Annotated in this window: 19 protein-coding genes; 1 reads left to right on the forward strand and 18 read right to left on the reverse strand. The window is 37.9% G+C overall.

From position 1 onward, the window contains the following. Window positions 1–6: 6 nt before the first annotated feature. The 14 genes from MHH69_RS15875 to MHH69_RS15940 form a co-directional block, all read right to left on the reverse strand. Window positions 7–1,032 (reverse strand): cytochrome d ubiquinol oxidase subunit II, encoded by a 1,026-nt coding sequence (locus tag MHH69_RS15875; RefSeq protein ID WP_122972595.1) that lies wholly within the window; start codon window positions 1,030–1,032, stop codon window positions 7–9. Then, window positions 1,029–2,375, reverse strand: coding sequence for a cytochrome ubiquinol oxidase subunit I (locus MHH69_RS15880; RefSeq protein ID WP_122972594.1), 1,347 nt, complete (start codon window positions 2,373–2,375; stop codon window positions 1,029–1,031). Before MHH69_RS15880 ends, MHH69_RS15875 begins: the two co-directional genes overlap by 4 nt. A gap of 258 nt (window positions 2,376–2,633) precedes the next feature. Next, entirely contained in the window at window positions 2,634–3,557 is a 924-nt protein-coding gene (locus MHH69_RS15885; protein WP_341362725.1) for a diacylglycerol kinase, read from the reverse strand. A 100-nt stretch (window positions 3,558–3,657) separates the two neighbouring features. After that, window positions 3,658–4,227 (reverse strand): thioredoxin family protein, encoded by a 570-nt coding sequence (locus tag MHH69_RS15890; RefSeq protein ID WP_122972592.1) that lies wholly within the window; start codon window positions 4,225–4,227, stop codon window positions 3,658–3,660. Window positions 4,228–4,346: 119 nt separating this feature from the next. Then, entirely contained in the window at window positions 4,347–5,792 is a 1,446-nt protein-coding gene (gene gatB / locus MHH69_RS15895) for an Asp-tRNA(Asn)/Glu-tRNA(Gln) amidotransferase subunit GatB (protein WP_122972591.1), read from the reverse strand. Window positions 5,793–5,794: 2 nt separating this feature from the next. Continuing rightward, window positions 5,795–7,258, reverse strand: a complete 1,464-nt coding sequence (gatA, locus tag MHH69_RS15900) for an Asp-tRNA(Asn)/Glu-tRNA(Gln) amidotransferase subunit GatA (RefSeq protein ID WP_341362726.1) — start codon at window positions 7,256–7,258, stop codon at window positions 5,795–5,797. Window positions 7,259–7,283: 25 nt separating this feature from the next. Next, window positions 7,284–7,577: an Asp-tRNA(Asn)/Glu-tRNA(Gln) amidotransferase subunit GatC gene (gene gatC / locus MHH69_RS15905; RefSeq protein WP_122972589.1), complete on the reverse strand. Its 294-nt coding sequence runs from the start codon at window positions 7,575–7,577 to the stop codon at window positions 7,284–7,286. Between the two features lie 324 nt (window positions 7,578–7,901). After that, window positions 7,902–9,080, reverse strand: a complete 1,179-nt coding sequence (locus MHH69_RS15910) for a CamS family sex pheromone protein (protein ID WP_341362727.1) — start codon at window positions 9,078–9,080, stop codon at window positions 7,902–7,904. Between the two features lie 14 nt (window positions 9,081–9,094). After that, entirely contained in the window at window positions 9,095–11,095 is a 2,001-nt protein-coding gene (gene ligA, locus MHH69_RS15915) for an NAD-dependent DNA ligase LigA (protein ID WP_122972587.1), read from the reverse strand. Window positions 11,096–11,138: 43 nt separating this feature from the next. Then, window positions 11,139–13,397, reverse strand: a complete 2,259-nt coding sequence (gene pcrA, locus MHH69_RS15920) for a DNA helicase PcrA (RefSeq protein ID WP_341362728.1) — start codon at window positions 13,395–13,397, stop codon at window positions 11,139–11,141. A 68-nt stretch (window positions 13,398–13,465) separates the two neighbouring features. After that, on the reverse strand, window positions 13,466–14,161 hold the full coding sequence (locus MHH69_RS15925) for a heptaprenylglyceryl phosphate synthase (RefSeq protein ID WP_341362729.1): 696 nt from the start codon (window positions 14,159–14,161) through the stop codon (window positions 13,466–13,468). A 178-nt stretch (window positions 14,162–14,339) separates the two neighbouring features. Continuing rightward, a complete protein-coding gene (locus MHH69_RS15930; protein WP_122972584.1) occupies window positions 14,340–14,657 on the reverse strand; it encodes a YerC/YecD family TrpR-related protein in 318 nt (105 codons plus the stop codon). A 21-nt stretch (window positions 14,658–14,678) separates the two neighbouring features. Next, window positions 14,679–15,728, reverse strand: a complete 1,050-nt coding sequence (locus MHH69_RS15935) for a DUF3048 domain-containing protein (protein WP_341362730.1) — start codon at window positions 15,726–15,728, stop codon at window positions 14,679–14,681. Between the two features lie 16 nt (window positions 15,729–15,744). Then, on the reverse strand, window positions 15,745–17,475 hold the full coding sequence (locus MHH69_RS15940) for an adenine deaminase C-terminal domain-containing protein (RefSeq protein ID WP_341362731.1): 1,731 nt from the start codon (window positions 17,473–17,475) through the stop codon (window positions 15,745–15,747). A gap of 199 nt (window positions 17,476–17,674) precedes the next feature. On the opposite strand from MHH69_RS15940, the gene MHH69_RS15945 reads away from it, so the two are divergent. Further along, window positions 17,675–18,259, forward strand: coding sequence for a hypothetical protein (locus MHH69_RS15945; protein WP_341362732.1), 585 nt, complete (start codon window positions 17,675–17,677; stop codon window positions 18,257–18,259). 63 nt (window positions 18,260–18,322) lie between these two features. Here the strand turns inward: MHH69_RS15945 and purD are convergent, their stop codons facing one another. From purD to purM, 4 genes are all read right to left on the reverse strand, one after another. Then, window positions 18,323–19,579, reverse strand: coding sequence for a phosphoribosylamine--glycine ligase (gene purD / locus MHH69_RS15950; RefSeq protein WP_341362733.1), 1,257 nt, complete (start codon window positions 19,577–19,579; stop codon window positions 18,323–18,325). 98 nt (window positions 19,580–19,677) lie between these two features. Next, window positions 19,678–21,204, reverse strand: a complete 1,527-nt coding sequence (gene purH / locus MHH69_RS15955; RefSeq protein WP_341362734.1) for a bifunctional phosphoribosylaminoimidazolecarboxamide formyltransferase/IMP cyclohydrolase — start codon at window positions 21,202–21,204, stop codon at window positions 19,678–19,680. Window positions 21,205–21,281: 77 nt separating this feature from the next. After that, a complete protein-coding gene (gene purN / locus MHH69_RS15960; RefSeq protein ID WP_341362735.1) occupies window positions 21,282–21,848 on the reverse strand; it encodes a phosphoribosylglycinamide formyltransferase in 567 nt (188 codons plus the stop codon). Further along, complete coding sequence (purM, locus tag MHH69_RS15965) at window positions 21,848–22,903, reverse strand: phosphoribosylformylglycinamidine cyclo-ligase (protein WP_122972577.1); 1,056 nt, start codon at window positions 22,901–22,903, stop codon at window positions 21,848–21,850. The genes purN and purM overlap by 1 nt, the downstream gene beginning before the upstream one ends. Window positions 22,904–22,910: the final 7 nt, after the last annotated feature.

The raw sequence follows: 22,910 nt of genomic DNA on the forward strand, positions 1-22,910 counted from the left end.
TCACTCCTATGCATGATCGTTACTCTTGCCAGTAACATAGTCTTTATTGAATAAAAATAAACGGAACAATAAATATAGGGATGGAAGCAATAAACATAAACCAAGTATAAAGGCAATGACTAAAGCAATCGCCATCTCTTTATTTGTAAATCCAGCGTGTATTGTTAAATATGGATATAACAAATACGGATAATGGGAACCACCATAGGCAAAAAAGGCAAAGGCAAATTGAAGTATTAATAAAATTACTGCCGTACCATATGACCTCTTTTTCCAAATAAACCAAACCGTAACTAAAAATAATAATCCCGAAAGTGCAAATAAAGGCCATATAGCGACGATGTTCTCATAATGTTCTACATTATGACCGCGTAACTCTACGATAATCCCGAAGGCTGTAATAATTAATGGGACAGACCAGATTAGGGCATATTTTCTCATTAAGTTACTTGCTTCTAAATCCTTAGCTTTCCATGCATACCAAGTTAAAAAGACCGCAGATATATAAAGAACTGCTGAAATACTTAATAACACAATGCTCCAAGAAAGGGGGCTTGTATATAGCGCCCAATAATCTAATACAGGCTGTCCGTTTACCATCTCAACGAAGCCACCTTCCGAAATGGTAAAAACGACTGAAAGGGATGCAGGAATTAACAACCCCGCTAGCCCATAGGCAAAGGCATACCCTTTATGGCCTGCTGAACCATAAGATTCAAAGGCATAATAGGAACCCCGGATTGCTAACAACAATAATGAAATGCTCACTGGCACAAGTAAAATCGTTCCATAATAAAAAGCTGTTTGGGGAAAAAATCCAACGATACCTACGAAAAAGAATACAAGAAATACGTTCGTCACTTCCCAAACCGGTGATAAATAGCGCTTAATAATCTCCGTTAGAATATGGGATCGATCGGTTAATAAACTATAGGCATTAAAAAATCCTGCTCCAAAATCAATGGATGCCACAATGACATAACCAAATAGAAATATCCATAATACAGAAATTCCTAACACTTCAAGATTCATCGCACTTCACCACCCTTTTCCGATTCCCTGTCTTCAATTTCCTTTTCAATAGGATTGGAACGAAACATTCTTGATAAGACGACGATACTACCTATCCCTAGCACAATATATAAAATACAAAATAGAAGGAGCATCAAATCTACATTTCCACTTGTCGTTGCCCCTTGCTCTGTCCGCATTATCCCTCGCAATATCCACGGTTGCCTTCCGACTTCTGCTAACCACCAACCCGCTTCAATGGCAATGACCGATAACGGGCCTCCCGCTACGACTACCCATCGATACCATTTGCTTGCGATAAACGACCAGCCACGCCATTTCCCAACTAAATAAATAAAGGAAACAAGAACCATGAACATCCCGATAAACACCATTAAATTAAATAAATAATGGATATAAAGGGGAGGTCTTTCATCTTCCGGAAATTCATTTAACCCAATTACTTCAGCCATCGGATTACTAAAGGCTAATATACTTAACCCATAAGGAATGGTAATTTCATACTTTACCTCTCCATCATTCATAATCCCGAATAGGATAAGATCGGCCCCTTCCTCCGTCTCAAAATGCCATTCGGCAGCTGCTAACTTTTCTGGCTGATACTCAGCCAAATATTTTCCTGAAAAGTCCCCAATAATGGCCGATGCAATCGAAAAAATAAGACCACATTTCATTACAAGATAAAGTGCTTTTTTATGATAAATATGATCTGAACCCTTTAATAAACGGAAGGCTGCGATGGATGCCAATATAAACGCTGCAGTCATAAAGGCTGTAACGAGGACGTGGGTTACTTTTGTTGGCATTGCAGGGTTAAACATGGCGATTAACGGTTGAATATTGACTAACTTTCCGTTTACTACATCGAACCCTTGAGGCGCGTTCATAAATGAATTGACGATTGTGATAAATACCGCTGACATCGATGCTCCGATGGCAACAGGTATGAGCAACAGCATATGCTTCTTTTGACTATCAAAACGATCCCAAGTATATAAATAAATTCCTAAGAAAATTGCTTCAAAGAAAAAGGCAAAGGTTTCCATAAATAAAGGTAACGAAATGACTTGTCCTGCTAGCTCCATAAAGTTTGGCCATAATAGAGAAAGCTGTAAACCAATTGCCGTCCCTGTAACAACCCCAACGGCTACCGTAATGACAAATCCTCTAGCCCAGCGTCTTGCCAGTAAAATGTAATGTTCATCATTATTTCGATAACCGACCCATTGGGCAATCATAATCATCAACGGAACGCCGACGCCGATTGTTGCATAAATAATATGAAAAGATAAGGTTGTTTCAGTTAGTACTCGACTCCAAAACACCGCTGACTCGTTAATCAAAAATAAGTCCTCCCTAACTAAATAATCGACCTAAAATCGATAGCAACATAATTGCTGCTACTCCAAAACTTAAGTAAATTAGCCATTTTTCTTGTTTTTTATACATTTGTCTCTCCCCTTACAGCCATTATGCCCATTTTTGTAGAAGTTGAACGGTGTTAATTAGAACTGGTAGTATCCTTTCAAACATTTTTTCAAAATAAAAAACCTGTATAAACGTTAGTTTACCCTAACATTTATACAGGTCATTCCTGCTAATTACACTCGGTCCAATTCACGAATATCCTCGATTGGAACGAATACTTCAATATGGCGTTTTAAGTTAGTAAAAGTAACGGGTGCATCCCCACCATACTCACCATCTAAGTTAATATGAATCGTTTCATTTTCTTCCACGTTGGAAACTTTCACTACACTTGCCTTTCGGTAAATCACATTCGGATCATTTAAGTGTTCCCCGCGGAGTGCTAAAGATGCCACTTTTATAAAATCCGCAATGCTACATTTCTTCAGGATCATCATAGTGAATAATCCATCGTTAATACTTGCATCTGGTGCTATTTTTTCAAACCCACCAACAGAGTTTGTTAATCCACATAAAAACATCATGGCATCTCCTTCGAAAACTTCCCCATCAAATTCGATGCGCATATTCGTCGCTTTTATGGAAGGAATCATTTCAATTCCTTTTAAATAATAAGCAAGTTGACCGAGAAGTGTTTTCATTTTACTCGGTACTTCGTATGTTAATTCCGTTATACGCCCACCTGCAGCAATATTAATGAAATAACGGTCATCATTTATTAACCCGACATCGACTGGTATTGTATCGCCTTTTATAATGATATCGATGGCCTCGTCGATTTTACGCGGAACTCGAATGGCCCTTGCAAAATCATTCGTCGTTCCCATTGGTACTACACCTAACTTCGGTCGATTTTCATAAGGACTCATCCCTGCTACTACTTCATTTAGTGTACCATCACCACCAGCAGCAATGATAATATCAAAACCTCTTTCTACAGCTTGTGCGGCTGCTTGTTTCGCATCTCCTTCACAAGTTGTTGCGTGGCATGATGTTTCGTACCCGGCAATTTCAAGCTTCTCTAAAACTTCAGGTAAGTTTCTTTTAAAAAGCTCTCTACCTGATGTGGGGTTGTAAATGATTCTTGCTCTTTTCATTTTATCTTCCATCCTATACTTCGTAATATGTATAAAACTTTTCAACAAAAGGGAAAGTCCTAAGTAAGAAGAACTTTCAAAGGACCTTTCCGTTAAAACTTTATTTTTGTATAGCTTTTGATAGTACTTTTTTCATATCTTCATAAACCCATTGTGCACATTGAGGATCATGAACAAATTTGTCCTGCATAGAAGTATACATTTCTTTTTGCTTTTGTTCAAATGTTGGGTCTCCTTTTTCTGGTAATTGTGCCCGCATTTCTGTCACTAATTGTTGTAATTCTGGTGCACGAGGCCCCCATTTCCCAATCACTTCACCTTGTTCATTTAACAATAAATAGATTGGAATAGCCCTTCCGCCATTTGTTAAATAGCGATCGATTAAATCGGTATCCGCATCTCGGAAAGCGCAGCGAATTTCTAAATCCGCTTCTTCAGCTATTTTACGAATAACCGCATTATTTAGCATCGCATCGCCACACCAATCTTCCGTAATGGCTAAAATATGAGGTTTTTCCTCTTTTAATAATGGGAAAAGTTCATCATTCGGATTTACATTGAAATTTTCGTATACTGCAAAACTTTTCTCTTTTAATATAGGCGTCGTCATTTGTTCCATATACTGGGCCATTGGGATGGATTCTTCAAAATATTGTTGTTCTGTTTTCATTATTTACTCCCCCTTTTTCTTTTATTTTGCATAAAATGTGGGCAAATTACAATTTTTAGGATTGGACGAAGAAACCCCTACAAACCAACTTTCATTGGAATGATAGGGGCAAATACTAATTAGCGTTTATTAATTTCTTCAAGAAGGATTTTGTTTACCATTGGTGGGTTCGCTTGTCCTTTAGAAGCTTTCATAATTTGACCTACTAAGAAGCCAATTGCACGGTCTTTACCGTTTTTAAAGTCTTCGATAGATTGCGGGTTCGCATCTAACACTTCTGTTACTAAGCCAAGTAATACAGCTGGGTCAGAAATTTGAACTAACCCTTTTTCTTTCACAATCTTCTCAGCATCTCCACCGTTTTTCACTAATTCACTGAAAACTTTTTTCGCAATTTTAGATGAAATTGTACCATTTGCAATTAATTTCACCATACTTGCTAAATTCTCTGGTGTTAATGCCGTTTGACTAATTTCAATTTGTTCTGCGTTTAAGTAAGCTGACACATCACCCATTAACCAGTTCGCAGAAAGCTTCGCATCCGCGCCGGCAACGACCATTTCATCAAAGAAATCTGAAATCTCTTTGTTCACAACTAGTACACTTGCATCGTAATCGTTTAACCCAAGCTCTTCAACATAACGTTTTTTACGAGCATCTGGAAGTTCAGGAATCGATTGACGAACGCGTTCTAACCATTCATCGTCAATTTTTAAATCAACTAAATCCGGCTCTGGGAAGTAACGGTAATCATCTGTACCTTCCTTCACACGCATTAAAATTGTTTTACCAGTTTTTTCATCGAAACGACGAGTCTCTTGCTTAATTTCGCCACCAGACATTAACACTTCTGCTTGGCGTTTTTCCTCATATTCAAGACCTTTTCGAACAAAGTTGAAAGAGTTTAAGTTTTTAAGCTCTGTTTTTGTACCGAATTCTTCTTGACCGTATGGACGAAGGGAAATATTCGCATCACAACGTAAAGAACCTTCTTCCATACGCACATCGGAAACACCAGTGTATTGAATAATTGATTTTAACTTTTCAAGATAAGCATAAGCTTCAGCTGGCGTACGAATATCTGGCTCTGATACGATTTCCACAAGTGGCGTACCTTGACGGTTAAAGTCAACTAATGAATAACCATCACCGTGGGTTAATTTACCCGCATCTTCTTCCATATGAAGACGGGTAATACCAATTTTTTTCGTATACCCTGGTTGACCGTCTGTACCTTCGATTTCAATTTCAATCCAACCATCATAGCCGATTGGTTTATCAAATTGAGAAATTTGGTAAGCCTTCGGATTGTCTGGGTAGAAATAGTTTTTACGGTCAAATTTTGTTTCTTGGTTAATTTTCATATTTAAAGCTAAGGCAGCCTTCATCGCAAAATCAACAACGTTTTTGTTTAACACAGGTAATACACCTGGATATCCAAGGTCGATTACTGTCGTGTTTGTATTTGGTTCAGCACCGAAATGGTTTGGTGCTGGAGAGAAAATTTTCGATTCTGTTTTTAATTCTACGTGTACTTCTAACCCGATAACTGTTTCAAAGTTCATATTTATTTACCCTCCCAAATTTGAGGAGTTTGTTTATGAAATTCTGTCGCTTGTTCGTAAGCGTAAGCCGTGCGATAGATTGTTTCCTCATCGAAATGTTTTCCGATAATTTGTAAACCTAATGGTAAGCCATTTTCAAATCCACATGGAATAGAAATAGCAGGAACACCAGCTAAATTAATCGGAATGGTTAAAATATCATTCGCATACATCGTTAATGGATCGTTGATGTTTTGACCGACTTTGAAAGCAGGTGTCGGTGCTGTTGGTCCAACAATTACATCATAGTTTTCAAATACTTTATCGTAATCTTCTTTAATAAGCGTACGAACTTGTTGAGCTTTTTTATAGTAAGCATCGTAAGTTCCAGCACTTAAAGAGTACGTTCCAAGCATAATACGGCGTTTTACTTCATCACCAAAACCTTGGCTTCGTGTTTCTTTATAAAGTTCCATTAAGTTTTTCACGCCTTCTGCACGGAAACCATAACGGATACCGTCAAAACGGGAAAGGTTAGATGAAGCTTCTGATGATGAAAGGATATAATAAGCTGCTAAAGCATATTTAGAATGAGGAAGGGATACTTCTTCTACAGTAGCACCTAACCCTTTTAAAACGTCAAGAGCTGCTAATACGGAATTTCTAACTTCTTCGTTTACCCCTTCACCTAAATATTCCTTTGGTACCGCAATACGTAAACCTTTAATGTCGCCATCTAATTTCGATACGTAGTTTGGTACAGGTACATCTGCTGAAGTTGAGTCGTTAGGGTCTACCCCTGCAATTGCTTCAAGAAGTAGAGCATTGTCATAAACGTTACGTGTAATTGGTCCGATTTGGTCTAATGATGACGCGAAGGCCACTAAACCAAAACGAGATACACGACCATAAGTAGGCTTCATACCTACTACGCCACAATATGCAGCTGGTTGACGGATTGATCCACCAGTATCTGAACCTAGAGAAAATGGCACTTCACCTGCTGCAACGGAAGCTGCAGATGCGCCAGAAGATCCCCCTGGTACATGCTCAAGATTCCATGGGTTTTTCGTTGTTTTATAAGCGGAGTTTTCATTAGATGAACCCATCGCGAATTCATCCATATTCAATTTCCCCACGGTTACCATACCTGCTTCACGTAGTTTTTTAACTACTGTTGCATCATAAATTGGCATAAAACCTTCTAAAATTTTAGAAGCACAAGTTGTTTCTAAACCTTCTGTTACGATGTTATCTTTAACACCGATTGGTAAGCCGAATAATGGTCCCCGTTGTTCAAATGGAACTTTGTCCAACTCTAAGCTTTGCTCCATTGCTTTTTCCTTATTTAAAGCTAAGAAAGCTTGTACATCGTCATCTAGTTTTTCGATGCGAGCAAATGCTTCGTTCGTTAAATCAGCGATTTTCATCTCGCCGTTATGTAAACCTTCTTGTAATTCTTTCGATGAACGTTCAAATAACGTCATGAAGTTCCCTCCTTTTTATCGCGGTTTAGTCTTCTAAAATTGGTGGTACTTTTACTTGACCATCCACTTGCTCTTTTACGTTTAACATCATTACATCACGATCTAAACCTTTTTGGGCAACGTCTTCACGCATAACGTTAACGATCGGTAGAACGTGGGATGTTGGTTTGACATTCGTTGTATCTAATTCGCTCAATGTTTGGGCAAAATCAGTAATTTTTTCTAATTGGTTTGCAAATTTCTCTGCTTCTTCATCAGTAATCGCTAGTCGCGCTAAATGGGCAACGTGTTTTACTTCTTCTTTTGATAATTTCGCCATTTCATTACACCTCCGTTATTCTAAAGCGTGGCAATAATCAATAATAATACCATTTTTCTCATAAAAAATCACAAAATAGGACAAAAACCTGAAAGTTCTTGCACATCAATGGTCATCTACTACAAGGCCTTCATTACTTCCTATATAATCAACTATATTATCGCCTTAAACCGCGCCAATTCAAACCTATTAATAAAAATATCATAAATTAAAGGCAAATTTAATCGTTTCCTAATAGATTGAGCTATTCCTTTCATACTTCAACATAAAAAAGTAGCATTAGAATGTTCTAATACTACTTTCCTAAGAAGTGATTAGTCCATATTAATAATCATAAATATGAACAAACGGCTCTTTATCACTACGTTCTTTTATTAAAAGGGCTTCCGGTCCGTTTATCGAAGTAATGCTAACTTCTATATCCACATCTTTAGGCAATTGTTGAACAATAATTCCCGATAAATATTGGGTAAATCCGATGATCTCCGTCGTACCATAAAATTGGATTGGAACCTCAATGGACAACTTTGTGAGCGTGTTATTTTGATAGAATCCTCTACCTATAACACTTGTATAATTGGAGAAATATTCATCTACTTCATGTTTAAAGTTTTGGAAGCTTTCATTAACTTCACGATATACCGCTTCTGGTGAAGACATTGGGAATGTTACGTATGCCTCATTCACATCTTGCCATTCTCCTAAATCCGATTGCCCCTTTTCTGAAATGTTATATGCAAAATAGGATCCAGGTATGATTGCATTATTTGCTTGCTGTTTAAACAAACCAATTACAATTGGAACATCCTTCAGTTCAGGACGTTGACGTAAACGGGAAATGACTTCTTTTGCGATTTCTTTCCCTTTTTGCTCGATTTCAGCATCTGGAATTTTTTCTTCAAAAGTGTCCCCGTACTGTTCTTTTTGGTAGTAGTAGATGGAATTTAAAGCAAGTCCAATCGAAATACCACCAAGTTTTACTTTATTATCATCTGTTTTAACTAGATAATTTTGTTCGACGATATGGGCAAGATAAATGGGTGCTTCTTTCGCCCTTGTTTCAGGGTCCATTTTTTCGCCGCTTTTATTAACATCAGCTGGATTTAACCCTCTTAGTTCTTCTGGTTCATCGGGATTTTGGTTACTACGAGCAAGCCAGTTACTAATTGTATCGCTATCTAAGTACTGACCTTCTTGGAAGAAGTAATTTTCTGTATCAAATACATTTTGTGAAAGGCGCATTAGTCCTTCTTCTACTTCTTTAATGTCGTACTTCGTATTAATATTAGACACGACTAATCCACGGCTAGCACTTTCCTTATACGGAACTAGCGTTTTATAATAATTATCATTTAATTGCATACTTGGGATGATTGTCGTTTCAACTTCTGCTTCAGTTTCATCTGTATCTTGTAACACTTCTGTATCTTCTTTGAATGAAGGTACACAACCTGTTAGCATTGCAACAACGACCATCGCCGGAATCCAGCGAAATCGGTTCATCGTTTGAAACTCCTTTACTGTTGTAATTGTTCAATTAGGCGGTTTTCGTCCCAAACTTCGATGCCTAGTTCATTTGCTTTAGTTAATTTTGAACCTGCATCTTCGCCGGCAATAACAAGGTCTGTCTTCTTACTTACACTACCTGTTACCGTTCCACCCAACTCTTCTATTTTCGCCTTTGCTTCATTGCGTGTCAATTGCGATAATTTTCCAGTTAAAACAATCGTTTTCCCTGCGAATGGATTGTTACCCATTTCCACTTGTACCTTTTTACCTTTATACAGCATGTTGACACCGGCTTCTTTCAGTCTCGTGATCAACGCTTTCACTTCATCACTGTCAAAATACGTAACGATGGAGTCAGCCATCTTACCACCGATTTCATAAATCGCCGTAATTTCTTCTTCCTTCGCTGCCATCAGGGCATCCATCGATTCGAACGTTTCTGCTAATAATTTGGCCGCTTTTTCACCAACATGGCGAATTCCTAGTCCAAACAGCAATCTTTCCATTGAATTTTCCTTTGAACGTTCAATTGCTTCTACTAAATTTTTCGCTGATTTTTCGCCCATTCGTTCCAGTTTTACAAGCTGCTCTGCTTCTAAGTGATAAAGGTCACTTACATCACGAATATAATTTTCACGAAGAAGTTGTTCTACTACCTTTTCTCCTAAACCGTCAATATTCATCGCGTTTCTTGAAACGAAATGTTTAATACCTTCAGCAATTTGAGCAGGACATGTTGGATTGACACAACGTAAAGCTACTTCACCTTCAATGCGGACAAGCTCGCTTCCACAAGCAATACAATTAGTTGGCATTTCAAAAGGAACAGAGTTTTCTGGACGCTGTTCTAAGATGACACCAACAACTTCCGGAATAATATCTCCTGCTTTATGAATGATCACGGTATCGCCAATACGAATATCCTTTTCGCGAATTAAATCTTCATTATGAAGGGATGCTCTTCCAACAGTTGTTCCTGCAACTTGAACCGGAGTTAAAATAGCGGTTGGTGTAATGACCCCTGTTCGACCTACCGTTAGTTCGATATCTAGTAAAGTTGTCATTACTTCTTCTGCAGGGAATTTATAAGCAATGGCCCAACGTGGACTTTTTGCTGTATAGCCTAATTCATCTTGATGAGCATAGCGATTTACTTTTACGACAATCCCATCAATTTCATACGGAAGATGAGGGCGATTTTCAGTCCACTTATTAATGAACGCAAGAACGTCGTCAATTGTTTCACAAAATTCCCGCTCTTTATTGGAAGGGAATCCTAATGTCTCTAAATAATCAAGCATTTCTGCATGGGAATCAATTCCATAAGCTTCCCCATCTCCACCAATGGCATAGATGAATGTAGAAAGGTTACGACTTGCCGCAATTTTCGGGTCAAGCTGACGAAGGGAACCAGCTGCCGCATTACGCGGGTTAGCAAAAAGTTCTTCCCCTTTATCGGCACGAGCTTTATTTAATGCTTCAAAGGATTTTTTCGGCATATATGCTTCTCCGCGCACTTCAATTGTTACAGGTTCGTTTAAACGAAGGGGGATGGCATGGATCGTTTTTAAATTGGCCGTTATATCCTCTCCAACAGTACCGTCCCCTCGGGTTGCCCCTTGAACAAATACGCCATTCTCATAGCGTAATGAGATAGCTAATCCATCAATTTTCAATTCACAAACATAGGAAAAATCGTTCCCAATCGATTGGCGAATTTTACGGTCAAAATCCCTTAAATCTTCTTCACCAAAAGCATTGGATAAGCTTAACATCGGATAATTATGAGTTACTTTCTTAAATCCTTGTAACGGAACACCGCCAACACGTTGAGTCGGCGAATCTGGATAAATTAAAGAAGGATTCTCTTTTTCCAATGCAATTAATTCATTTAAAAGCTGATCATACACCGCATCAGACACAAGGGGCTTGTCTAAAACATAGTAGGCATGACCGTACTTATGAAGAAGTTGATTTAACTCGGCAACTCGTTTTTCAATATCGTTCATTTTATTCCTCCATCTTTTCATCCATTACGAAGATAGTTCCCTTTTACCCTTTCGTAATCGGAGCAAATTTAGCAAGTAATCGTTTGATTCCTATACTTGGGAAGGCGATATCTAATTCCATGCCGTCCCCCTCACCTTTCACACTAACAACCGTTCCAGTCCCCCATTTACCGTGGACAGCTTTATCTCCAGCTTTCCATTGGAGTTGGTCACCGCCAGTCGATTGAAGGTTCGCAATTTGTGGCTTCGTTTGGACATTCCCTATCGTTCTTCGTCTTTGACTTTGAGCCCGTTGGCTACGTCCGGTACTAAATGGTAATTCATCCGCATCTATACGATGGCCAGATTTTGAAATTTGTTCGATAATGTCTTCCGAAATTTCTTGTAAGAAGCGGGAAGGCATATTGTAGCTTGAACGGCCAAATAGAGTACGAGAACCAGCACAAGTTAAATATAAACGTTGCTCCGCCCGCGTAATCCCAACATAAGCAAGTCTCCGTTCTTCTTCCATTTCCGCTGGATCGTCTAAAGAACGGGAATGGGGGAAGACATTTTCTTCCATACCGATAATAAATACAATCGGGAACTCTAATCCCTTTGCAGCATGCATCGTCATTAAGATAATACTTCCCTTTGATGTATCCTCTTTATCTAGAGCATCGATATCTGCTACTAGCGCTAAATCTGTTAAAAAGGCAATTAAAGATTTATCGTCACTACGCTCTTCGAAAGCCTTCGTAACAGATAAAAATTCTTCTATATTTTCTAAACGGCTTTCTGATTCAATCGTTTTTTCATTTTCAAGCATTGCCCGATAACCGGATTTTTCGATCACTTGTTCAACAAGCTCCGTAACGGATAAATACTCTTGCATTTTCGTAAATCCTTCGATTAACTCTCGGAATTTATCAACCGCACCTGCTGCCCTCGGAGTTAAGCCCATGAACAAAACTTCCTTCATCGCATCAAAAATGGAACGGTCTTGTTGAATAGCATATGTAGCCATTTTTTCGAACGATGTGGCCCCAATATTTCTTTTTGGCTCATTAATGATCCGAGCAAGGGATAAGTCATCATCATTGTTGGCAATTAATCTTAAATAGGCTAATAAATCTTTAATTTCTTTTCGATCATAGAATTTTGTTCCACCGACGATTTGGTAAGTCATATTCGATTTAACGAGCACTTCCTCCATCACACGGGACTGGGCATTCGTACGGTAAAGAATCGCAAAGTCATCTAATGAACGGTTTTCTTTTTCCATTAGCTTTTGGATTGTTTGCACAACAAATTGAGCTTCATCTTGTTCATTATAAGCTTTATAAAGAACTATTTTCTCTCCTTCTAAATTGTCCGTACGAAGTTTTTTAGGATATCGACTTTCATTATGTTCAATGACATCATTGGCTGCTTGTAAAATCCGTTTTGTTGAACGGTAATTTTGCTCTAATAAAATAACCTTTGCATTAGGGTAATCCTTTTCAAAGGATAAAATATTGCCGATATCAGCTCCACGCCATCTATAAATGGACTGATCTGAATCACCAACGACACAAATATTTTTAAATTTTTGTGCAAGTAATTGAACAAGTTTATATTGGGAATGGTTCGTATCTTGATACTCATCCACATGAATATATTGGAATTTATTTTGGTAGAAATCCAACACATCTGGAACACGTTCAAACAACGTAATCGTTGTCATAATTAAATCATCAAAATCTAAAGACTGATTACGTCGAAGTCTTTTTTCGTACCCCTCGTACACTTGTGCAACGACTTTCTCATAAGGATTGTTCGGGTTGCTATTTGCTTTATATTGATCTGCAGTAATACATTCGTTTTTAGCTGCACTGATAGCATTTAAAATAGCGCGAGGTTCAAAACGTTTGGAATCAATATTTAATTCCTTTAATACATTTTTTACAACAGACAATTGATCCGCAGAATCTAAAATGGAAAAGTTTTTTGAAATGCCTATTCGATCGATATTGCGTCTTAAAATGCGCACACACATGGAGTGGAAAGTAGAAACCCACATACTTTCCGTCGTACCGTTACCAAGTAAATTATCAATACGTTCGCGCATTTCCCGTGCTGCTTTATTTGTAAAGGTAATCGCTAAAATTTTCGAAGGATAAACTTCCTTTTCCACTACTAAGTAAGCAATTCGATGGGTTAAAACACGCGTTTTCCCAGAACCAGCTCCTGCCATAATTAATAGCGGTCCTTCTGTCGTTTTCACAGCTTCTGCTTGCTGTGGATTCATTCCGTTCAGTAAATTTTTCGTTATTTGTTCCATGATGCACCGCCCTTTATACAAACATTTGTTCTCAATTATACTATAACGAATTTATTCTCGCACTTGGTTTATTCATTTACAACGCCTTTTACAGCTTCTACTGTTTTTAACGCCTGTTTTAAATCGTCATATATAATATTGCCTACTACGACTGTGTCGGCAATTTGTGCCATTTCAGCTGCTTGTTCTACAGTTGTAATACCTCCACCGTAAAACAGTTTCGTGTCATTTAATACTTCCTTTACAGAAGATACGATTTCTTTATCTCCATAAGTTCCACTATATTCGATATAAAAAATCGGTAATTTAAAATAGTTTTCGGCAAGACGAGCATAGGCAATGACATCGTCCTTCGTTAAATCCGTATTGGCATTTGTTACTTGCGCTACTTTGCAATCAGGATTTAAAACGCAATATCCTTCCGCAACTAATTCGTCCCAAACCATGACGTCTCCATACTCTTTAATCGCTTCATGATGTAGGTCTTTCACCCATTTTGTCTCACGGCTATTTAAAACAGAAGGGATGAAGTAATAATCAAAACCAGCTAAAACGGATTCAACATTTGAAATTTCCAATGCAATAGGTACTGAAAAACGTCGTACTCGTAGTAAAATATCAATTACATTATCGATTGTGACACCATCTGTACCACCAACTAAAATGACATCCGTACCCGATTCACAAATTTGTTCTAATGCTTCATCTGAAATTTCCTTTGCTGGATCCACTTTAAACACATGTCGCCAATTTTTATAATCCATTCTTCCATTCCCACCTATCAAATTTGAAAAATCAATTGTTTTATATACGCTTACAAGTATAACGTAAACTTACATAAAGCGAAAATTACATTCTCTTTACTCAATAGAAAAAGCTGTCTAGGAAGTCTTCTTACTTTTGACTAACTAAACAGCCTAAATTTCACTTTTAAGCTTATCATTATTTAGATGCTTGAAACGGTTTCTCATCTGGATAAAGACGACCTAACATTTCATCATAAGTGTCATTTCCATAATCAAAACAACGTCGAACACGAGAAATTGTTGCAGTAGATGCACCTGTTTCTTTTTTAATTGATTCATACGTTTTCTTTAAACGTAATAAATGGGCTACTTCAAACCGTTGGGCTAATGATTGAATTTCACTAATGGTACATAAATCATCGAAAAATTTATAGCATTCTTCAAGATCTTTTAATTCCAATACAGCTTTAAATAATTGGTCCGTTTGATGCCCACGAATTTTATCGATCTGCATATTCATTCATCCTTTCTATTGCTACGAGTATGTTACAGATGTTGCAATGCCTGGATCTGTTGGAACAAGATGAATCCACGTTTGTCCAGGAACTAATTTCACTTCACTACCATCTTCTTCTACTGCTTTCAGTACACCATCCTTGTTTTCCCAACGGACTTCCCTCATCATTCCATGTTGGAACACATAAGCCTTACCACCAGAATTGATATCAATTGCACGGCGTCCTTTATTATCAATAATGGAATGCTTCATTTCAAATACTAAAACATTAGATAGTTGCAATGGTTCATTTGTTAAATAATCTGTTGTCACAGCGTCTCCCGATTGCCGTGTATAACGATTGCTATTTTCATCATAATTATAATGGCTATTAAACGAATTGTCGCTACTATAAGTAACCGACACGGAATTTGCTTTCTCTCCTATTTTAACACTTTCATCTTCTTTATAAAAAGAATACGATACTTTTTTCTGATAAAGAAGTGAAGCGCTCACTTTATCTGCTGCAGCCTGTATATTTTCACCTGGCATATAGGAGTTATGGGGTGCAACTCGATCCTTCGATCGTTTAAACAACGTCCCATCATACGCCATTCCATTAACATGATCAACGACTCCATTTTCAAGTAATGTTCGCGCTTCTGGACTATAGCCGTGGGCAATATAAAATGCATCTAATCCGGCTGCAATTTCAACAAAATAATCCCTTGCACTACGAATCGGTCCAATATTATTAGGTAGCTCAGATTGATACAAGGCTAGTAATCTTGTAATATCCCCTTCGGCTAACATTTCATAAATGACATCAGCAGAGGCAATACCCGATTGAGGCCTTGCTTTTGGATGATTGTTAATCGTCACAACGACCGGTCGCATTGACACTTCTTCTTGTACTTTTTCACCAGTAAACGGTGTAACAAAGGATTGTTCTACGTTTTCTGATACAGGTATCGTTTCTTTTTCTTCTTCGATAGATTCTACTGATTCATTCTTTTCATCTTTCTTACCGCATCCAACTAATAGAATTGAAATAATTAATAAAAAGCACAGTCTTCTCCATCGAAACAAAAATTTTTCTCCCCCTTTAACGCATCACAGCGGGCAACATCACTTTCTTTTTCATGACATCATATATACCTCGTGGAGTGATACGAATATATGGTAAATGTGTAGCTTGTAAAAATAGTAATGTATAGACTGCATCACTATGACGATAGCCTCTTTCTTTTAGAGCAGATTTTAAAGCTAACTCATATTGAATTAATTCTTCTACATCACCGTCAAAGAGAGTTCCATTTAAGGCAAGGGGAATCGAAACTATAACTTCTTTATTTTCAACTAGCACCATTCCACCTTTTAATCTCTTTAATTCATTAAATGCTACTTTCATATCTTCTATGCTTTTTCCTATTAAAATAATTTCACCTGTATTTGAGTAGGAGGATGCAAACCCTTTTATACCAGTATCAAATCCTTTAATCATTGTGTTAACACGCCATTTTCCTTGACGGTCTACTAACATTAAATAACTTTCATCTTTTCCAAGGGGGAGTTCCTTTTTAGTAAATTGTAAACTAATAGAATATGGTTTAGTAATGACATCGTTAACCATTTCAATTCCAATCGGCATTGAAAATTGGAAATCGTCATCGGTTAAATCAAAGGATAGATTTAATGGTCCTAATCCATCCCATTGAATTTCTGAAAGGGAATTTACTTTTTGATGATTTTTCTTTAACCAAACACCTTTTGATAATACAGACTCTGGGTTTGGACTAAATGGATCGGTTAAAATATTTAATGTAGCAAAACGTCCTGTTGCCACAAGACCATGAAGATGGGTCATATTATAATATCGTGCAATGTTATAAGAAGCCATATTATAAGCATCTATTGGGGATACCCCTTCTTCAAGGGCGATCCGTATACATTTATCCATTACGCCATCAATATGGAAACTCGGTGTAGAACCATCTGTTGTCATCATTAAATGGTCAAAAACATTCAATTTTTTCTCCATAATCCCTTTAAGTAATTGGGGTAAGTCTGGTCGAATCGAAGAATGTCTTAAAGTAACATCTAATCCATGAAGAATTCTTCGTTCTACTTCTTCAACTGTCATCGCTTCATGGTCACCATCTGCACCAAATAACTTCATGCGAGCGATTGTTTTCTCAGAGGCACCAGGAAAATGCCCCTCAACTTTTTTCCCTTTATTTTTTGCTACTTGAATCCAATGCAGCATTAAATCATCACCGCGCACTAATCGGGGCCATCCTGTTAATTCTCCACCGAGAATCACATCATCTCGTTCAAGCCATTCTAATACAGATTTATTCGTAAATAATTCATCTTCATTGTCGAGTTCCGTTTGGGAATCAAATCGAACCCACCAATAGAAAGAAAAAGGTAACTTTTTCAGCTGGTTCAACAATGAAAACGCTTTCTGATTTGGGAGTGAAAAAACAAAGTTCATATTATCTGCGATAAAAGTTGTTGTTCCACTTTGTGCAGAAAAATTTGCAAAGGAGTGTGGATTATATAATTGGAATGGATGTACATGGGGTTCAATATAACCCGGAACAACCACTTTCCCTTCTAAATCCATTACCTCTGTATTATCCAAATTAGAAGGCATTTCCTTACCTACATAAACAATACGATCAGCTAAAATCCAAATATTTCCTACTAACCATTGTTTGAATACACTATGTAAATAACGTGCATTTTTTAAAACGATTGTTGGCGCTTTGTTTCCGTCAATGACAGCTACTTGTTTTCTTATTTCATCTATTTTCCATGTAGACTTTGGCATTTGTAACACTCCCTTCTATTTCTTATAATATTTATTTTGTTTATTCGCTATTTATACGCACATACTAACTTTGCTCAAAAATTGTTCAAATATTTATTTGAGTTGCAAGGAATTTAATGGTTTTATCGTATCACAGCACTTTTTTATATTAAAGTGTTTTATTTGGAATTATATTCTAATAAAAGGAGTGGAACTTTACATGGAAGAAAACATTTCTGAAAGAAGTGGATTTGTCCGTTTAGCCCTTGGTACAGGTTTAACAGCTTGCGGTATTGCCCACCTGGCAAAAGAATCCGGAAATCGTGGTTTAGGGGCACTGTTCGTTGCTGCTGGTGCTATGAAAGTGGCAGAAGGGATTTTTCTATATTGTCCCACAAAGGCATTCATTAATTCAAACGTAAAAAATGCCGTTTCAACGACTTTTGATGAATATTTAGATGGCGATAGCATTATGCAGCAATTTAATCAATCCTATGAGAGCCGATGGGGTACAGGTAACTCCTCTAATAGTACATCCCAATCATCAAGTTCTGGTTCTTCCACAATGCAAAATTTTGCAAATGCTGCTTCACAAGTAGCTCAAACCGTCTCGAATGTTGCTCCAAGCGGAACAATGGCCAATACAGCATCTCAAGTAGCAAAAACAGTGGCGGATACGGTGTCGGGAAATCAATCTAATCAAAACAATAATCAAAGTAATAATCAAAGTAATAATCAAAACAGTAATCAATCTGGTTCAAACAATTCTACAAAAAGTAAAAAGTCAGCAATTAACCCTAGTTAAAATTCATTTTTCTTAAAAAAGAATGGCAAGAAGTCGAAGAGATTCGATTCTTGCCATTGTTCATTATTGGAATGTTCTCCAACCGATATCTTTACGGTAGAAAAATTTCCCCCACTGTTGTTCGTTAATACTTGCATACACTTTTTCTTGTGCTTCTTTTAAAGTATTTGCCTTTGCAGCAACGAGTAGGACACGGCCACCATTACCTACAAAGTGACTATCCACTAATTTCGTCCCTGCATGGTAAATATCAAACTTCTCAGTCAAATCAGCTAAATCCGGAAGAGGATTGCCCTTCTCCACATCTCCTGGATAGCCTTCTGCAGCAATTACAACACCTAACATCGCATCATCTGACCATTGTAAATCAAAATATTGTTCTTCCATTAATGCCTTCATAAATAATCCAAAATCTGAAGTCATTCGTGGAAGTACAACTTGTGTTTCGGGATCACCAAATCGAGCATTAAATTCAATCACTTTTGGTCCTTCGTTTGTTAATATTAATCCTGCATATAAAATACCCGTAAAGGAAACACCCTCTTCCTCCATCGCCTTTACAGTTGCTTCTACAATTTCAATATAGGCACGTCTCACATACTCTTTCGGAATTTGAGGGACTGGGGAATACGCACCCATTCCTCCTGTATTTGGTCCTTTATCACCGTCGTAAGCTCGTTTATGATCTTGGGCAATAACCATTGGATAAATTTGTCCTTTATGAACAAATGACATGAAGGAAAACTCTTCTCCGTCCAAAAATTCTTCAATCACAACCCGTGAAGAAGAATCGCCGAAACGTTGGTTCCCAATCATATCGTAAATGGCATCGCATGCTTCTTGTTCTGTCATTGCGACGATTACACCTTTACCAGCTGCTAATCCGTCCGCTTTGACAACTATTGGTGCACCTTGTTGTTTAACATATTCAACAGCCTTTTCTGCATCCGTAAACGTTTCATAAGCTGCCGTTGGAATGTTGTACTTTTTCATTAATGTCTTCGCATAAGACTTACTACCTTCTATTTGAGCAGCCGCCTTCGTAGGGCCAAAAATCGTTAATCCACGTAATTGGAAAAAGTCGACAATACCTGCTGCCAATGGCTGTTCGGGACCAACAAAGGTAAGGTCAACCGCATTGTCCTTTGCAAATTGGGCAAGACCAGCAAAATCCATTGCATCAATCGGTACTACTTCCGCATCTTGTCTCATTCCGTCATTCCCTGGCGCAACAAACACTCTATTGACTGAAGGGGAATGATTAAATTTTTTCACTATAGCATGTTCACGCCCGCCACTACCGACCACAAGAATATTCATGTGAGATAGCCTCCTTATTTACTCGATGTCCAATGTATCCTCCAAAGGAAACGCTCGCCTCATGACGAGCGTTTTGCCATTTCATACTGTATTCATAATTAATGTTTAAAATGACGAATACCTGTAAATACCATCGCGATACCATACTCATTCGCTTTATCGATTGAATCTTGGTCTTTGATGGAGCCGCCTGGTTGAATAATCGCTGTAATACCAGCTGCCGCTGCTGCCTCTACTGTATCACTCATTGGGAAGAAAGCATCTGAAGCTAATGCAGCTCCCTTCGCTTTATTACCAGCTTGTTCTAATGCAATTTTAGCAGAACCAACACGATTCATTTGCCCCGCTCCAACACCTAAAGTCATTTGTGCGTCCGTTACAACGATCGCATTCGATTTCACGTGTTTTACAACGGACCAACCAAGTTTTAATGCTTCCCATTCTTGTTCCGTCGGTTTACGATCAGTTACAACTTGGATATTTGCATCATTTAATCCATAGGCATCATCTTCTTGAACTAATAAGCCACCTTCTACGGAAACTACTTTAAATGGATCTTGCTTCTCTTGAGCGAAGTTGATTGCCATTAAACGGATGTTTTTCTTTTTCGTTAAAATTTCTAATGCCTTTTCCGTAAACGAAGGAGCAATAATGATTTCTAAGAAAATACCGCTTAGTTTTTCAGCGGTTGCTTCATCTACTTCGCGATTTAAAGCAATAATTCCTCCAAAAATTGAAGTTGGATCTGCCTCGTACGCTTTATCAAAGGCTTCTTCAATTGTTGTACCTGTTCCTACACCACATGGATTCATATGCTTAACGGCTACCGCTGCTGGAATATCGAATTCCTTCACGATTTGAAGCGCTGCATTTCCATCTTGAATGTTATTATAAGATAATTCTTTTCCATGTAATTGAGTAGCATATGCTAATGAGAAATCAGATCCTAGACGTTTTTGGTAAAATGCCGCTTTTTGATGTGGGTTTTCTCCATAACGTAACGTTTGTTTTAATTCATAAGTAATGGTTAAGTTTTCTGGGAATAATTCTTCCGTTAAGTAGTTCGATATGTAAGAATCGTAGGCCGCTGTATGACGGAATACTTTTGCAGCTAGTTCACGGCGTGTTTCAATCGTTGTCGACCCTTGATTTTTTAATTGTTCCAGAACTTTCGGATAATCATTGGAATCGACAATAACCGTTACATATTGATGGTTTTTTGCAGCAGAACGTAACATTGTTGGACCGCCGATATCGATATTTTCAATCGCATCATCCCATGTTACATCGGGCTTTGAAATTGTCTCAACGAAGGGATAAAGATTAACGCAAACAATTTCAATTGGTTCAATCCCATGTTCGTTCATTTGGGCTTGGTGGGAAGGATCGTCAAACTTTCCTAAAAGTCCACCATGAATCATTGGGTTTAATGTTTTTACACGACCATCTAGAATTTCTGGGAACTTTGTAACTTCATCAACCGCTGTTACAGGAACACCATTTTCTTGTAACATTTTTTTCGTACCGCCTGTTGATAAAATTTCATAATCTAATGCTACTAATTCCTTTGCAAATTCTAGAATACCATCTTTATTAGAAACACTTATAAGTGCACGTTTCGTCACGAAAAAGACCTCCAATTTTTATAACAAATATGTAAAATAATCGGGAATCCAACAAGGTGGTACCCTCTTATTCAAAATTAATTTTCAAATAGCTTTTTTAAAGTGTTCGTATATAACTCATGTTCCAGCTCATGGATTCGTTTTTCTGTTGCTTCTCGATCCCCTTCAACTACTTCTACGGCAGCTTGACTAAGAATCGGGCCTGTATCCATTCCTTCATCAACAAAGTGAACCGTTACACCGGTAATTTTGACGCCATGCTCCATTGCCTGTCCAATGGCATCTTTACCTGGAAAGGATGGTAATAAAGACGGGTGAATATTGACAATCCTTTTTGGAAAGGCAGCTAGTAATGTTTGGCCAATTATACGCATATAACCCGCAAGGACAATCCATTCTACCTCTTTATCTCGAAGTTGTTTTATAATCTCTCGTTCATAATGAGCCTTTGATTCATAGTTTTTTGCTTGAAATGCAAAGGTAGGGATTTGAAAGTTTTGTGCCCTTTCTAAGACAAATGCGTCAGGCTTATCCGTTACAACAAGCTTTATTTGAGCATTTAATTCCCCTCGGAGAATCGCCTCTTGAATCGCTTGGAAATTGCTCCCACTTCCTGAGGCAAACACCGCAATTTTCGTCGTCATTATATTAAACTCCCATCATGCTCGCCGTTAAAGTGGACGCCTTCACCTTTTACAACACGACCAATTTGATAAGCCTTTTCCCCATGTTCTTCAGCAATCGCTATTACCTTTTGAGCTTCTTCGGCAGGTACTGAAAGCACGTAACCTATCCCCATATTAAAGACGTTATATAAATCTTTATCAGCTAAAGCTCCTTTATCCTTTAAAAATTCAAAAATAGGAAGAATTGGCCAAGAGCCTAAATTAATCTCCGTTGCTAAACCTTCTGGCATCATACGAGGTAAGTTTTCATAAAAACCTCCACCAGTAACGTGGGCCATTCCATGAACATTTACTCGTTTTAACATGTCTAGCACAGGTTTTGCGTAAATTTTCGTTGGTACAAGAAGGGCCCCACCGATTGGTCCTAGCTCTTCGTATCCTTTTACGACTTCATGTACCTCGTATCCATTATCCTCAAATAGGATTTTGCGAACTAATGAGTATCCATTTGAATGAACACCACTTGAAGCAAGACCGATTAACACGTCACCTTCTACAATGTTTTCACCCGTTACAACCTTCGCCTTTTCTACTGCACCTACTGCAAAGCCTGCTAAATCATACTCATCTTCATCGTAAAGCCCCGGCATTTCGGCCGTTTCTCCACCTATTAAGGCGCTACCAGCTTGTACACAACCGTCAGCAACACCCTTTACGATTTGTTCAATTTTCTTCGGATCTGCCTTTCCAACCGCAACATAATCTAAGAAATAAAGGGGTTCTGCACCTTGTGCTACAATATCATTTACACACATCGCTACACAGTCTACACCAATCGTATCGTGTTTATCGACCATAAATGCAAGTTTTAATTTTGTCCCAACACCATCAGTTCCTGAAATTAAAACCGGTTCTTTTAAGTTTAGGGAGGACAAGTCAAACATGCCTCCGAAGCCTCCAAACGTACCCATTACACCTAAACGATTTGTGCGTTCAACGTGTGACTTCATACGTTTGACCGCTTCGTAACCAGCTTCTATATTAACGCCTGCTTGTTCATATGCTTTAGACATGAGTTAA

The sequence above is a fragment of the Ureibacillus sp. FSL E2-3493 genome, assembly GCF_038077515.1.
GTDB lineage: Bacteria > Bacillota > Bacilli > Bacillales_A > Planococcaceae > Ureibacillus > Ureibacillus halotolerans.

What these genes read in the sequence shown, in the direction of transcription:
- pcrA (WP_341362728.1), bottom strand. Translation starts at nt 13,397, where the DNA reads ATGGAACAAATAACGAAAAATTTACTGAACGGAATGAATCCACAGCAA.
- purD (WP_341362733.1), bottom strand. Translation starts at nt 19,579, where the DNA reads ATGAATATTCTTGTGGTCGGTAGTGGCGGGCGTGAACATGCTATAGTG.
- gatA (WP_341362726.1), bottom strand. Translation starts at nt 7,258, where the DNA reads ATGACGTTATTTGAACGTTCATCGAAAGAATTACAAGAAGGTTTACAT.
- MHH69_RS15885 (WP_341362725.1), bottom strand. Translation starts at nt 3,557, where the DNA reads ATGAAAAGAGCAAGAATCATTTACAACCCCACATCAGGTAGAGAGCTT.
- purN (WP_341362735.1), bottom strand. Translation starts at nt 21,848, where the DNA reads ATGACGACGAAAATTGCGGTGTTTGCCTCAGGAAGTGGGAGCAATTTC.
- gatB (WP_122972591.1), bottom strand. Translation starts at nt 5,792, where the DNA reads ATGAACTTTGAAACAGTTATCGGGTTAGAAGTACACGTAGAATTAAAA.
- MHH69_RS15925 (WP_341362729.1), bottom strand. Translation starts at nt 14,161, where the DNA reads ATGGATTATAAAAATTGGCGACATGTGTTTAAAGTGGATCCAGCAAAG.
- MHH69_RS15940 (WP_341362731.1), bottom strand. Translation starts at nt 17,475, where the DNA reads ATGCCAAAGTCTACATGGAAAATAGATGAAATAAGAAAACAAGTAGCT.
- gatC (WP_122972589.1), bottom strand. Translation starts at nt 7,577, where the DNA reads ATGGCGAAATTATCAAAAGAAGAAGTAAAACACGTTGCCCATTTAGCG.
- ligA (WP_122972587.1), bottom strand. Translation starts at nt 11,095, where the DNA reads ATGAACGATATTGAAAAACGAGTTGCCGAGTTAAATCAACTTCTTCAT.
- MHH69_RS15875 (WP_122972595.1), bottom strand. Translation starts at nt 1,032, where the DNA reads ATGAATCTTGAAGTGTTAGGAATTTCTGTATTATGGATATTTCTATTT.
- MHH69_RS15930 (WP_122972584.1), bottom strand. Translation starts at nt 14,657, where the DNA reads ATGCAGATCGATAAAATTCGTGGGCATCAAACGGACCAATTATTTAAA.
- MHH69_RS15945 (WP_341362732.1), top strand. Translation starts at nt 17,675, where the DNA reads ATGGAAGAAAACATTTCTGAAAGAAGTGGATTTGTCCGTTTAGCCCTT.
- purM (WP_122972577.1), bottom strand. Translation starts at nt 22,903, where the DNA reads ATGTCTAAAGCATATGAACAAGCAGGCGTTAATATAGAAGCTGGTTAC.
- MHH69_RS15910 (WP_341362727.1), bottom strand. Translation starts at nt 9,080, where the DNA reads ATGAACCGATTTCGCTGGATTCCGGCGATGGTCGTTGTTGCAATGCTA.
- MHH69_RS15890 (WP_122972592.1), bottom strand. Translation starts at nt 4,227, where the DNA reads ATGAAAACAGAACAACAATATTTTGAAGAATCCATCCCAATGGCCCAG.